The sequence below is a fragment of the Chitinophaga parva genome (genome assembly GCF_003071345.1).
In the GTDB taxonomy this organism is placed as follows: Bacteria; Bacteroidota; Bacteroidia; order Chitinophagales; family Chitinophagaceae; genus Chitinophaga; species Chitinophaga parva.
This window is the reverse complement of record NZ_QCYK01000003.1, coordinates 232844-246977: the sequence shown is the minus strand read 5'-3', so window position 1 is coordinate 246977 and position 14134 is coordinate 232844. Positions and strand designations below refer to the sequence as shown.

Sequence of the window (14134 nt, the reverse complement as noted above, 5' to 3'; positions counted from 1 at the left end):
TATAGCCAAATTCCCGATATTGTATTTCCACTAACACCCGTTCCCGTTATGCCATCCTATTCCAGGAGACAATTCCTGCAACACAGCACCGCAGGCGCCGCCGGCCTGTTACTCTCCCACCACTTCGCTGCTGCCTGGCCGCAAATACCTGCTGCCGGTGACCTGCAGGCCCTTGCCACCTCCCTTTCCGGCACCTGGGGTCAAAAACTACGCTCCCTGCAGGTCACTGACCAGCATCACCCGCACTACGGCACCATCATCTCCCCGGAAGAGCACATGATACACGGGCGCATGGGGGAATGCATTTACCCCTTCCTGCACCTGGCTGCGCGCCACAATGACCACCGCTATGTGGATGCTGCCTTGCTGCTCTACAACTGGATGGAAAGGACCGTGAGCCAGGAAGACGGCTCCTGGCTGAACGAACCGGAAAAAGGCTCCTGGAAAGGCACCACCGTGTTTGGCAGTATAGCACTGGCGGAAGCCCTCAAAAACCACGGGCAACTGCTGGACAATTCCTTCCGGAAAACCCTCCAGGAACGCATTGCCAGAGCAGGTGACTTCATTTATAACAACTTCAACATTGAATACGGTAACATCAACTATCCCATTTCGGCCACCTATGCACTGGCCCTCCTGGCAGACCTGCTGGACAGACCGCAATACCGGGAAAAGGCCGCCAGCCTTGCAAAACAGGCCATCACCTTCATCAGTAAAAAAGATAAGCTGCTAACGGGCGAAGGAACGCCTTACAAAACACCCAGCCCCAAAGGCTGCTACTCCGTAGACCTGGGCTACAACGTAGAAGAATCGCTCCCTAACCTGGTGCTCTATGCCCTGCACACCAGTGACCGGGAAGTGCTGGAAGCAGTGCAGGAAAGCATGCAGGCACACCTGCAGTTTATGCTGCCGGATGGTGGATGGGACAACAGCTGGGGCACCCGTAATTATAAATGGACCTACTGGGGCAGCCGCACCTCCGACGGCTGCCAGCCGGCGTATGCCTTGCTGGGCGGGCAGTCCCCGGAGTTTTATATGGCAGCATTGCGTAATACGCAGTTACTGGAACGGCATACCCATGATGGGTTGCTGTATGGCGGGCCGCATTATTTTTCACATGGAGTTACATCGGGCCTGCACCATACTTTCTGTCATTTAAAGGCACAGGTTACCTTGTTGGATCACGGCATTCCCCAGCCCCCGCCTACTTTTGCGCCGGTAAAGCTGCCCCGGGAGCAGGCCTACGGCAGCCGTTTCTTCGCTGATATTCAAACAGGCCTCGTGGCCACCGGCCCATACCGCGCCACCATCACCGGGTACGACCGTGATTATAAAGACTACAAAGCCGGCCATGCCAGCGGCGGTGCACTGTCTATGCTGTGGCACACAACGGCAGGCATCCTGCTTTGCGCCAGTATGAACGAATACCAGCTGTACGAAGCCCACAACATGCAGGAAGATAAAGATCCACACAGCCTACCGCTTACACCGCGCATATCATTGGAGTATAACGGTAACACATATACGAATATCAATGACTTTGGCGCCAGCATGGAAACGCGCACCAAAGGGGATACCGTTACGGTAACCGTGCATGCAGCGCTGGTAAACAAAGACCAGCAGGCACCCCCCACCGGCGCTATCCTTTGTAAGCTGGTCTACCAGTTTACCCCCACCGGCGTACGCCTGCAATACTCCCATAACGGGAGCACACAGGTAAAAACCTGGCTGCCACTCATCTCCCCTTCCACGGAGACACTGCAACACCATGGCAAAAGCATACGCCTGGCCCGTAATGGCGGCACCCTGCAGGTGATTACAAACAAGCCCCTGCAATTAGCCTCCACCACCGGCTCCCGTATTTTCAACTACGTGCCCGGCCTGGAAGCATTACCTTTTTATACAAACGCACCGCACCTGGATGTGCGGCTTTCCTTTGCATAACGGCCAACGCCTTGCAGGCGTAGAACGCCGCACTATATGCCTGCGCGGTGTTTGATCTCGTGCAAACAACTTACAGTTTATTAAACCAAAAGGATCACGCTTGTCCGAACGGTAAAAACCACCTGAAAATATGCTTCATCCTGTCCTTACGGGTGCGGTACACCAGGCGGTGCTTACGGTAGTTCAGCATGGTAGTGAGCGATAGCAGATCATTTTCCCCGTTCACCCGCGCATACTGCTGGCAGAAATAGGCCAGCATGGGCAACGGCAGGTCCAGGCGGCGCAGGTTCTTCATCCGGTCTGCAAACGAGCCCTTGGCAAAGCGCATGCGGTTATTATCCACCAGCGAAAAATCGTAGTACCCTTCGTGGTTCTTTTTAAAGAGGATATTGCCGATGGAATAGTCCTTGTGATAAATACCTGCTGCATGGAGGTGGCAGGTGAATGCGGCCAGCTGGTCCAGGATCTGCAAAGCCTCTTCCCTTGGCAACTGGTAAATGTCTTTCAATGGCTGGTAATCTATGTAGGTGCTGATAAAATAGCTGTCCCGCATTAATCCATTATCTACGCACTCGATGTATGCAACCGGTGTGGGTGTCTGGAACCCTTTGCTGATCAGCCTTTGGGCATACAGGAAAGCGCGCTTGGCCTTGGAGGGCACTATATTGGCATAGAAGAAGCGGTTAAAGATGTAGATCTGCCGGTAGGATTTGATCACCAGCTTTATGTTGTTTTGTATATCAACGCGTATAACGTTCCGTGCGGAGTGCACGGCGGTTCCCATACTGTTAAAGCTGGCCGGTATTTGTTCTACATACGCTCTTAGAAATTCATAATGGGACGCTACCTCAATGTGAACGCTCATGGTCCTTCGTTTGTGCTACAGGTAAAAAATTGTTCTGATGATTCGTGTCTTGTCAGCGTTGCAGTGTAAGGAAATCCTGGCCGGTGAAACCGGTCTGGCATAGTTGCAGGTTAAGGCAGGGTGGAAAAAACCGGCCACTAAGATACACAACAAAATTGATTCCTTTTTGTGGGCGCAGCAAATTCCATGGAGGATGATCCCGGCCAAAATGTTGTATATCCCCGGGGTATTTGCCCCAAATAATATGTACCTTACCGGGCGATCGACCGAAATTATGGTGCATGTTCCCGACGACGACATACTGGCTACCGCCGGCTCCGACCGGCACAAGGCTTTTGAACTGGCCTTCCGCCAGTATTGGCAATCCCTTTACCTGCAAGCCTTCCGTAAAGTACAACAGGACGACCTCGCACAGGACCTGGTGCAGGAAACCTATATAGCCTTTTGGCACAACCTGGACCAGCTGGCGCCGGACACCCGCCTGCTCCCCTACCTGTACGGCATCCTGCGCAATAAAGTACTCCAGCATTTTGAGAAGAACGAAGTACGCCTGCGCTATGCCATGAAAGTAGCAGCCCAACCGGAACACCGCGCCCCCTCCGGTTATAACCTGCTGGTGAATAAAGAACTACAGGCTGTGATCTCCGAAGAAACCGACCGCATGCCGGAGCGCATGCGCGCCATCTACTTGTTGCGGCGCGACCAGCACCTCTCTATTAAGGCCATCGCCGGGCAGCTTTCCCTTTCCGAACAAACTGTTAAGAACCAGTTGCATGCGGCCACCGCCCGCCTGCGGGAGCGCATCCGCCGCTATGAAAATCCCTTGCTGGTAATGGGCTTCCTGTTATTTTCCGGGCTGCACCAGCTTTGAAAAAAAATTCAGGCCTACTTAGTACTTTTTCTTTCCTTACCTGATAATTAAAAAAGCGCGCTTTGGAACTGCAAGAACTCAGGCAACTGATCGCAAAATATAATGCCGGCCAGGCTACGCCGGCCGAGCAGGAATTTATTGAAGCGTGGTACGACAGCATACACGGGGAAGAACCCGTACTGGATGACAGGGAATGGCATAACAAGGAAATGCAATTGCACCAGCGGCTGCAATCCACTACCGGGCAGGCTTTGCCGCTGCGGGTAGTGAAACGCAGGGGGGGCCGTTACTGGCGGGCCATAGCCGCAGCCGTCCTTATCCTGGTGGCCGGCGCAGGTGTCCTTTACGTTCAGCAGTACCGCCAGCCAGTGCAGCCAGTGGCCGTGACTGCCGCCGCAGACCTTGCACCCGGCACCCGCCGCGCCACGCTGATCACGGAGGACGGGCAGCATATTTCTCTGGTAAATAATGTCAGCGCACTGGTACCTACCGGCAAAGCAATACAGGCCAATGGGCTGATCCGCTATAACAATGATGCCCCGGCCTCCAAGGCTGATGCCGGCATCATGAACACGATCAGCACGCCCAGGGGCGGCACTTATGAAATAGTGCTGACAGATGGCACCAAGGTGTGGCTGAATGCCGCTTCCAGCCTGCGTTTCCCGGTCTACTTTGCCGGCAATGAACGCACGGTGACCCTTGATGGGGAGGCTTACTTTGAAGTAGCCCCCGATGCGGCCAAACCTTTTCACGTCATCACCCGTCAGCAAAGAACGGATGTACTGGGCACTCACTTTAATATAAATGCATACACCGACGAACCGGTGATCACCACCACCCTTACCCAGGGGAGCGTACGGGTGATGGGCCTGCAGGACTCCTGCTTGTTACAACCAGGTAGTCAGGCCCTGCTCGGCAAAGGGCACCTCAGCCTGGTAAAAGAAGCAGATACCGCCACCGCCATGGCCTGGCAGCATGAGCAGTTTGCCTTCAACAATGCAGACATATCCGCCATCATGCGCCAGCTGGGCCGCTGGTACGATGTAGACGTGGTGTTTGACGGTCCCCTGCCGGCAGAGCGCTTCAGCGGGAAGATCTCCCGCAACGTAAAGGCCTCTACCGCCCTGCAGGTGCTGGCCGCCAGTGGCATTAACTTTAAAATAGAAGGGAGAAAGATCATATTGAGATAATATCAACCAAAAGATCCGCCATAACGGCATTCCGCCTTACCACAACTTTTCATCCATACCAACACATTGCACAGCACCGCTGCTGTGCTGGAATTAAATTGGTCAATGACAAAAAAACCGGCATGTGTTACGACCACATGCCGGCGAAAAAAGGTCAGGGACTGATCGCTAACAGCTATTGTCTAAACTAATTATCAACCAAAAGCCCAAAACCAAACAAATGTATGGAAATTTCCCGTTTTTCCTTATCACTGGCCACTTTGCGCCGGTGCAAAAAAATCTTTGTGGTTATGAAATTAACCAGTGTTCTATCACTCATTGGATGCCTGCACGTCAGCGCTTCCGTTTTCAGCCAACATATCAACCTTTCCGAAAGGGATGCCAGTCTTAAAAGCATTTTAAACCAACTCGAAAAACAGAGCGGTTACACGTTCTTTTACAATGCGGACCTGGTAAGGCAGGCCCCGCATGTAAACGTAGACATTCACAACGCCACGCTGCAGGAGGCCCTGGACGCCTGTTTCCAGGCCTTGCCACTGCGTTATGCCGTGATCGACAACACGGTGGTGATCACCCACCGCAACATGGATTTCTATAAACCCATCAGCGCAGCACAGCCTATTGTACTCATTGGTAAAGTGACCGATGAAGCAGGCAATCCTTTACCCGGCGTAACGCTGAAGGTAAAGAATACCAGTACCGGCGCGGTAACCAACAACGAAGGGCAGTTCACCCTCTTCGTACCTGACCGGGAAAGATCTGTAGTGGTCGTGACTTTCATTGGCTACACCACCCGGGAGATCACCGGCAAGGAACTGGCCAACCCGTTCAACATCATCCTGAAAGACAACGTAAGCGCCCTGGACGAGGTACAGATCCTCGCTTACGGCCAGACCAGCAAGCGCCTGCTCACCGGTAACGTAACAACGGTAACGGCCAAAGAGATCAGCATCAACCCGGTGACCAACGTGCTCTCCGCCCTCCAGGGCCGCGTACCGGGACTCTATATCACGCAGAACTCCGGCCTGCCCAATGCGTCTTACGTAACACAGATCCGTGGCAACAGCAGCTTTAATTTATCCCAGCCGCTCTTCGTGGTGGATGGCGTTACCTACCCTGCCAATGAAACACTGAATTACCTCAACAACGGAGATCTGAACAACGTTATATCCCAGGGCGGCAGTGCGCTCAACTTCCTGTCGCCTTCTGAAATAGAAAGTGTAACGGTGCTGAAAGACGCAGACGCTACCGCTATCTATGGCTCACGCGGGGCCAACGGGGTGATCCTCATCACCACGAAGAAAGGCAAGGCCGGCACACCCCAGCTTTCGGTAAATGCGCGTAGCGGCGTATCCATGCGCGGCAGCATGCCCAAGCTGCTCAATACCCAGCAATACCTGGCCCTCCGGCGCGAAGCCTTTGCCAATGACAACGCACAGCCCAAGGCCGCAGACCTGGACCTGAATGGCACCTGGGACACCACCCGCTACACGGACTGGCAACGCTACGCCACCGGCCTGCACCCGGTGAATACAGAGGTGAACGCAGCCTACGGCGGCGGCAATGGGATGGTGAATTACCGCATCAGCGGGCTTTTCCACCAGCAGGGAAGCGTGCAACTGGGGGGCGGCAATACCAGGGACATTGGCCTGCGCTTTGACCTGAACAGCACTTCGCCCAACAAGAAATTCTACTTCGATATGTCCGGTGGTTTTTCTTCCAACATGAATAACACCAAACCAGGCGACCTTTCCAACCTGGGCATCTCCACCCTGGCCCCCAATGCGCCACCCCTGCTGGGGCCGGACGGGCAGCTAAACTGGAGCGACATCGGCAGCAATCAGAACCTGCTTTCAGACATCAAGCTGCTGTACAACAGTACCACCAATAACCTGCTGGGCAATACCGTGCTGCGTTATGAGCCGGTGAAAGGGCTTACCTTCAATGCAACGATCGGCTACAACCTCCTGATGGGACGGGATTTCCGGGCGGCGCCTACGGATTATTTCCAGCCGGTAGGCAATGTGGCGTTACGCATTAACTCCGCCCGCGGGGAATACAACATCCGCACCTGGACACTGGACCCCAACATTGCCTACACCTTTAAGCTCGGCAAAAAGGGCACCATGGACACCCGCGTAGGGGTGACCCTCGTGGATAAATTCAATCCTTACAGTTCTATTTCCGGCACCGGTTTTATTGGCGATGCACTGCTGTACAATCCATCCCTTGCGACAACGGTGACTGCTAACTATAGCCAGACACCCGGCCGCAACCTGGGTTATTTTGGTATTGTCAAATACAACTGGGCTGATAAATACCTGCTCAGTCTTAATGGCCGCTACGACGGGTCTACCAAGTTTGGAGAGAATAAACAGTTCGGCGCATTTGGCTCCGTAGGCGCCGCCTGGATCTTTACCGAAGAACCCTGGGTGAAAGACCAGGTTCCCGGCCTCTCTTTTGGTAAACTGCGTGGCAGTTACGGCATCACCGGCAATGATGGCATCAAGGATTACCAGTACCTTTCCACTTACTCCACCACCCGCTCCTATGGCGGTGTAGCGGGCCTTACGCCCACACGCCTGGCCAATCCCAACCTGCAATGGGAGCAGATCAAAAAGCGGGAACTGGGCCTTTACCTGGAGTTCTTCAAAGGCCGCATCACCTTTGACGGTGATTACTATAACGACATGACCTCCCACCAGCTGGTGACCAGCTTCCTGTCGTCTGTAACCGGTTTTACACAATACCCGCTGAACTCCCCTGCGCTGATCCGCACCAGTGGATGGGAACTGAGCCTCACTACCTATAATGTCAGGAATCATCATTTCACCTGGTCTACCACTATTAACATGACCATCCCCAAATCCATACTGGTGGCCTATCCCGGCCTGAGTACCTCCGCGGTGAGCACTTCCTATGTGATCGGCAAATCGCCCTTCCTGCAGAAGCTTTACAACTATGCAGGGGTAGATCCTGAAACCGGTAGTTATACTTATATCAATGCCAAAGGAGATAAAGGCCCGTTTACGCCTTTCCTCTCGCCGGTGCAACTGGACCAGGTAAAAGATAAAACGCAGTACGTGGATCTTGCGCCAAAATACTTCGGCGGCATTGGCAATAGTTTTACCTACAACCGCCTGCACCTGGATGTGTTCTTCGAATTCAGGAACCGCATTGGCAGGAACTTCCTGGGCTCCCAGTCCCAGATGCCCGGCCAGTTCAATGTCAATACCACAACGGAATGGCTGCGGCGCTGGCAACATCCCGGCGATCATACGGACGTACCCAAGGTATCGCAAGGCATTGCGGCCATCCTGGGGCAAGGCAATTTTGCACTCAGCACGGGTGCATATGAGCGCGCCACCTACGCCCGCCTGAGTAACCTGAACCTCTCCTACAGCCTGTCGCCCAAGCTGGTCAGGAAAGCCCGTATGACCGGCGCCAGCGTGTTCTTCCAGGCCCAGAACCTGCTCACCATTTCCAAATATAAAGGTGGCCTGGACCCCGAAAACCTGACACCGGGTAGCATGCCGCCGCTTCGCATTCTCACTGGTGGCCTCAGTATTAATCTTTAAACGCGCGCAAACATGAAACGATTCACTGCACATACAACGAAACTGCTCCTGGGCGCCCTGGTAATGGCAGCAATGGGTAGCTGTAAAAAATACCTCCAGATCCCGCTCCCGGTGGACCAGATAGCCGGCAACGGGGCCTATGTATCCGACGCTTCCGCCGGGGCGGCATCCACCGGCAACTTTGCCAACATGTACACCATGCTACAATTCAACGGGCCGGAATCCATTCCCTTCCGTACCGCCGGCTACATAGATGACCTGCGCAACCTGTTCACCACCAACCCGCAAAACCAGGCCTTCTACCTGAACGACCTGGCAGGAACGAACGTGGGCCAATGGGGCAGTCTCTATAACCAGATCTGGCGCATCAATACCACGCTGGAAGGACTGAACAGCACCACCGCGGCCATTGAGCACAAGAACCAGTGGCTGGGAGAAACCTACTTCCTGCGCGCCTGGATGTACTTCCACCTGGCCAATCTTTACGGGGATCTGCCTCTGGCCACTACCTCTGATCTGCAAACCAACAACCATCTTTCCCGCAGCCCCAAGGCAGACGTGTACAAACAGATCATCGCAGACCTGCTGAAAGCCCAGTCACTGCTGCCGGATAATTACAGCGACGGGTACGGCCTGCCCACCACCGCCCGTGTGCGGCCAAACAAGCTTGCCGCAACGGCCCTCCTGGCAAGGGCTTATCTCTACAACGAAGACTGGGCCAACGCGGAAGCCCAGGCAACAACGGTGATCAATGCCACAGGGACCTACCACCTGGAAGCACTGGATTCCGTATTCCTGGTGGGTAGCCGGGAATCCGTATGGGAGCTGGCGCTGATGAGCATCCCCGGGGCGACGGTAAATACCACTTACGATTTTGCACAATACAACAACTCCACACCTGCTACCATGCAACCCGGCGAAACACCTTTCAAATACGGCATCAGCTACGTGGCCAGCGATGAACTGGTAGCGGCTTTTGAAAGCGGCGACAACCGCTTCTCCCACTGGCTGCGCCCCGCGATAGCGCCCGCCGGCGGAAGCAATCCTGCAGATACCTTCTACCTCATCAACAAGTACCGCTCTGCTACGCCAGGCCCTGAAAACTCGGTACAGCTGCGCTTTGCAGAACAATACCTGATCCGCGCAGAGGCCCGCGCCCACCTTGGCAACAACCTGGCCGGCGCGCAGGCAGACCTGAACACGGTGCGTAACCGCGCAGGCCTGGGCAATACTAACGCCAGCGGGGCCGCCCTGCTCACAGCCATTTTGCAGGAGCGCCGCGTGGAATATTTCACAGAAGGCGGCCAGCGTTTCTTTGACCTGAAACGCAGCGGCACCATTGATAATGTAATGACCGCCGTAGCAGAAAAACGCGGCGGCACCTGGGCCAGCTTCAAAGCACTGTGGCCCCTGCCCAGCAACGACCTGATACAGGACCTGAACCTGCACCAGAACACCGGTTACCAGAACTAGTTTTTTTAAATAGTGGTCAACAACAGCAACGGGTGTGTAAAAAACGCCCGCCCTGTTGACCCATTTTATAAATATAACGGAAATGACTATACGTAATTTAGGCATGGCCCTGCTTTGTGCCATGACACTGCCAGCAGCGGCACAACAAAAACAATTTACCCTCCGCGGCAAACTCACACATATGCCGCAGGCTTACACCACGTTGTACCTCCTGTACGACAGCAGCTTCATTCCCCGCCAGCTGGACAGCGCGGTGGTAAAGGATGGCAACTTCCAGTTCAGCGGCCGCATTGCGGAGGCCCAGAGTGTATGGATCGTACCGCGCAGGATTGCCCAGAACCAGGGCATCAGCATAACGGTAAGTGAGCGCATGAGCTTTGTGCTGGGTGTCGGCAACACGGAGCTCACGGCAGACAGTGCGCTGTCCAATTTTCACTTAAGCGGCCCCGGAGCCATAGCAGACGGGCAATACAAACAGGCTATCCACAACACTTTGCTGGTAACGGACAGCCTCCGCAGGATCACGGCTTCCGCGGCATACAAGACTGACCGGGAGTTACAGCAACAGGTAATGTACCGCGTATCCAACCTGTTTAAACCCATGAATGATGAGATGGCGGCCTATGCAAAGCAACACCCCGGTGCGCAAATCACGCCTTACCTGGTGTACAGCGTAGCTAGCAGCCCCCTTACCAGCACACAGCAGGTGGATACGCTGATGACCGTGCTGCCGGCTGCTTCAAAGGCTACCGTGGAAAACGCCATCAAAACCATTTACGCCAAACGGCAGCAGGAACAGGCAGAAAAAGAAGCCCTTGCTAAAAAGACAGCATTAGGCACTCCTGCCATGGACTTTACCCTGAATGATCCCGCCGGTAACCCGGTGAGCCTTTCTTCCTATAAAGGCAAGTATGTATTGGTGGATTTCTGGGCCAGCTGGTGTGGCCCCTGCCGCGCAGAAAACCCGAATGTGCTGAAGGCGTTTGAAGCTTACAAAGACAAAGGTTTTACGGTATTGGGCGTATCCCTGGATGTGGCCAAGCAAAAGGATAAATGGGTGGCTGCCATTGAAAAAGACGGCCTGCCCTGGAAGCAGGTATCCGACCTGAAAGGGTGGACCAGTGATGTGGCGGCCATGTACGGTGTTACTTCCATTCCCCAGAACTTCCTGGTAAGCCCCGATGGAAAGATCATTGCCAAAAACCTGCGGGGCGATGCATTGGAACAAAAACTGTCTGAGATCCTGCACTAGCAGCATAAAACATCAAAAAAACAACCCATGCTGTTCCGTACTTTATCACTCCCCGTTGTGGCCCTGGGCCTGTGCTGCGCACTGCGCGGACAGGCCCAGGAAATACCGGCAGATACCGCCCTGCACACCGGGCGCCTGCCCAACGGGTTTACGTACTACATCCGCCGCAACACACAACCACAGCAGCGCGCGGAGCTTTACCTGGTCAATAAGATCGGCTCCATCCTGGAAAATGAGGATCAGCGCGGGCTGGCACATTTCATGGAGCACATGAACTTTAACGGCTCCACGCATTTCCCTAAAAATGAACTGGTGAACTACCTCCAGAAAGCAGGGGTGCGCTTTGGTGCAGACCTGAACGCTTACACCAGTTTCGATGAAACCGTTTACCAGCTGCCCGTTCCGGCCGGCATGCTGCCGGATGGCCTGCGCATCCTGCGCGATTGGGCACAGGAAGCTACGATGGACAGTCTTGAAATTGAAAAAGAAAGAGGCATTGTGCTGGAAGAAGAAAGGCTGGGCAAAGGCGCCAAAGACCGCATGAGCAGGCAGTACTACCCGGTGCTGCTGAACCACTCGCGCTACGCAGACCGTATCCCCATTGGCCTGGATACCGTGTTAAAACATTTTAAACCCGCCGTGATACGGCAGTTCCATCACGACTGGTACCGCCCGGACCTGCAGGCACTGATCGTGGTGGGTGATATTGACCCGGTGAAAACGGAAGCAATGGTGCGGGCCCAATTCTCCGACCTGGAAAATCCCAAACCGGAAAGGCCCCGCCCTGCTTATGCAGTAGCCCTTACCGGCCGTTCTCAGTTCCTGGCGGTAACGGATGCAGAAGCCTCGGAAGCAGCAATAGAATTGCTTTTCAAACAAAAGGCCGATCCGATGGTGACCGCGGCGGATTACCTCTGTTTCGTGCAGCGCCAGCTGCTGTTGCAAATGCTCTCCTCCCGCCGTTATGCCACCATCAGCCGTGCACAGCAACCGGCATATGCTAATATGAATGCAGGCCTGCAACCCTTCCTGGGCGGGCTGTCCCTTTTCTTTTTTGATGTAACGCTTAAGCCCGGGCAATATGAACAGGGCTTTACACAGGCCTGGCAGATCCTGGAAAATGTGCGCCGCTACGGCTTCACCGCCGGGGAGCTGGCCCGCGCCAAGACCAGCTACCTGCGCACCCTGGAAACAGCGCTGCAGGAGCAGGATAAAACGCCTTCCATCAATTTTGTAAAGGAATACCAGCAACTGTTCCTCCACCAGGAAGCCGCCCCCGGCATACGCTGGGAACAGGCCTTTACCGCGTCGCATATCAACGGCATTACGCTGGCGGATATCAACGCACTGTTGCAGCATTACCTGGACAACAAAAACCTGGATATCATCCTCTCCGCACCGGAAGCGGTGAAAGCACAACTGCCCGGTGAAGCCACCGTGCGTGGCTGGATGCAGGCGGTACGCACACAACCGCTCACGCCTTTCCGGGAAGACAGCCTCCAACGCCCGCTGATGACCACCAAGCCCCTGCCCGGGCATATCACAGACCGCAGTTACGTGGCATCCCTGCAACTCACCCGGCTGACACTGAGCAACGGCGTAACAGTGATCCTGAAACCCACTGATTTTAAGAACAACGAGATCCGTTTCAGCGGGGTAAGCAGCGGTGGCACCTCTTTGTACGATGATAATGATTTTGACGCCGCCGCGGCAGCAGCTGGCCTGGTAAGCCGCTTTGGCCTGGCAGGACTGAACCCCATACAACTAAACCAGGCGCTCACCGGCAAAGTGGTAAACGTAAGTGCGAATATACAGCCACGCAGCCAGACCCTCAGCGGGGTGACCACCCCGGCAGACCTGGAAACCGCGCTGCAGCTGGCTTACCTCCAGTTTACCCAGCCTGGGCGCGACAGCACACTGTTTGCCAGTACGATCAGCAGTGCCAAAGCCATGGTGACGAACCGGCTCGCAGATCCCACCAATGTATTCAGCGACACCATCGCGCAGGTGATGGGCAACTACAGCTACCGCAGTGGTCCGCCTACCCCGGAAAAGCTGGACAAGATCACCCTGCAGCGGGCTTACGATATCTACCGGGAACGCTTCAGCGACGCCGCCGGCTTCACGTTCGTGTTTGTAGGTAACTTCAATACAGACAGTATTGCCCCGCTGATAGCGCAATACCTGGGTGCACTGCCCGCTACCTACAAAAAGGAACAGGCACGCGACCTGGGCATTCACATTCCCACGGGGCAGTGGATAAAGAAAGTATACAAAGGTTTGGAAAATAAAGCGCTGGTACGGATCGTATACAGCGGCGATTATCCGTACAGCCAGCTGCATAACCTGCAGTTAAAAGCCCTGGGAGACATCCTGCAGATCAGGCTCACGGAAGACCTGCGCGAAGCCGAAGGGGAAGTGTACAGCCCCGCGGTGCAGGTGCAGTATAACAAGTTGCCCAAAAGCCGCTATGCCATGGTCGTATCTTTTGGTTGTGCCCCCGGCAACGTAGACCACCTGGTGGAACGCGTGGGGCAACTAATGCAGGAGATGAGCGCCAACGGGCCCTCACAAGAAAATGTAGACAAATTCAAAGCAGCCTACAGCAAGAACCTGGAACTGGTACTAAAGGACAATAATTTCTGGCTGGGTTATCTCTCCGGCCAGTATGAGAACCAGGAAGACCCGCAACAGGTGCTGCAACTGCAACAGCAGGCCGACAGCCTCGATGTAACTTCCCTGACGGAAGCGGCAGATCTCTTTTACAGCGACAAGAACCGGATCATATTTGCGTTGCTGCCCGAAACAAGTAAACACTAGGTTGATCAAATAATACCATTCAATAAGCGACGGTTATTTAGCCACTGCTTATTGAATGGTTTAACAACGCCATCGTCATTTCCGCTCCACTGCCTCACTTCCTCCATTCACCGCAAACCAGCCACCACACCCCAGCCGCGC

General features: G+C 54.6%; 8 protein-coding genes. 7 read left to right on the top strand and 1 reads right to left on the bottom strand.

From position 1 onward, the window contains the following. Positions 1-48 precede the first annotated feature (48 nt). Positions 49-1944, top strand: a complete 1896-nt coding sequence (locus DCC81_RS20305; RefSeq protein WP_165806670.1) for a twin-arginine translocation signal domain-containing protein — start codon at positions 49-51, stop codon at positions 1942-1944. Between the two features lie 94 nt (positions 1945-2038). Here DCC81_RS20305 and DCC81_RS20300 read toward each other — a convergent pair whose 3' ends face one another. After that, positions 2039-2809 carry a lipopolysaccharide kinase InaA family protein gene (locus DCC81_RS20300; RefSeq protein WP_108688516.1) on the bottom strand — a complete coding sequence of 257 codons (771 nt, stop codon included), beginning with the start codon at positions 2807-2809 and terminating at the stop codon, positions 2039-2041. A gap of 274 nt (positions 2810-3083) precedes the next feature. Between DCC81_RS20300 and DCC81_RS20295 the strand changes: the two genes are divergently transcribed. From DCC81_RS20295 to DCC81_RS20270, 6 genes are all read left to right on the top strand, one after another. Then, the gene (locus DCC81_RS20295; RefSeq protein ID WP_165806669.1) at positions 3084-3680 is read left to right on the top strand and encodes an RNA polymerase sigma factor; all 597 of its coding nucleotides are present in this window, start codon (positions 3084-3086) and stop codon (positions 3678-3680) included. Positions 3681-3742: 62 nt separating this feature from the next. Next, on the top strand, positions 3743-4870 hold the full coding sequence (locus DCC81_RS20290; protein ID WP_108688514.1) for a FecR family protein: 1128 nt from the start codon (positions 3743-3745) through the stop codon (positions 4868-4870). 290 nt (positions 4871-5160) lie between these two features. After that, positions 5161-8448 carry a SusC/RagA family TonB-linked outer membrane protein gene (locus DCC81_RS20285; RefSeq protein WP_165806668.1) on the top strand — a complete coding sequence of 1096 codons (3288 nt, stop codon included), beginning with the start codon at positions 5161-5163 and terminating at the stop codon, positions 8446-8448. Positions 8449-8460: 12 nt separating this feature from the next. Then, positions 8461-9921 carry a RagB/SusD family nutrient uptake outer membrane protein gene (locus DCC81_RS20280; protein ID WP_108688512.1) on the top strand — a complete coding sequence of 487 codons (1461 nt, stop codon included), beginning with the start codon at positions 8461-8463 and terminating at the stop codon, positions 9919-9921. An 82-nt stretch (positions 9922-10003) separates the two neighbouring features. Next, positions 10004-11173 carry a TlpA disulfide reductase family protein gene (locus DCC81_RS20275; protein ID WP_108688511.1) on the top strand — a complete coding sequence of 390 codons (1170 nt, stop codon included), beginning with the start codon at positions 10004-10006 and terminating at the stop codon, positions 11171-11173. A gap of 27 nt (positions 11174-11200) precedes the next feature. Then, positions 11201-13993: a M16 family metallopeptidase gene (locus tag DCC81_RS20270; RefSeq protein ID WP_108688510.1), complete on the top strand. Its 2793-nt coding sequence runs from the start codon at positions 11201-11203 to the stop codon at positions 13991-13993. The last annotated feature ends 141 nt before the right edge of the window (positions 13994-14134 follow it).

Excerpts from the sequence above, each read along its gene's own strand:
- DCC81_RS20305 (WP_165806670.1), top strand. The coding sequence starts at position 49 with ATGCCATCCTATTCCAGGAGACAATTCCTGCAACACAGCACCGCAGGC.
- DCC81_RS20300 (WP_108688516.1), bottom strand. The coding sequence starts at position 2,809 with ATGAGCGTTCACATTGAGGTAGCGTCCCATTATGAATTTCTAAGAGCG.
- DCC81_RS20295 (WP_165806669.1), top strand. The coding sequence starts at position 3,084 with ATGGTGCATGTTCCCGACGACGACATACTGGCTACCGCCGGCTCCGAC.
- DCC81_RS20285 (WP_165806668.1), top strand. The coding sequence starts at position 5,161 with ATGAAATTAACCAGTGTTCTATCACTCATTGGATGCCTGCACGTCAGC.
- DCC81_RS20280 (WP_108688512.1), top strand. The coding sequence starts at position 8,461 with ATGAAACGATTCACTGCACATACAACGAAACTGCTCCTGGGCGCCCTG.
- DCC81_RS20275 (WP_108688511.1), top strand. The coding sequence starts at position 10,004 with ATGACTATACGTAATTTAGGCATGGCCCTGCTTTGTGCCATGACACTG.
- DCC81_RS20270 (WP_108688510.1), top strand. The coding sequence starts at position 11,201 with ATGCTGTTCCGTACTTTATCACTCCCCGTTGTGGCCCTGGGCCTGTGC.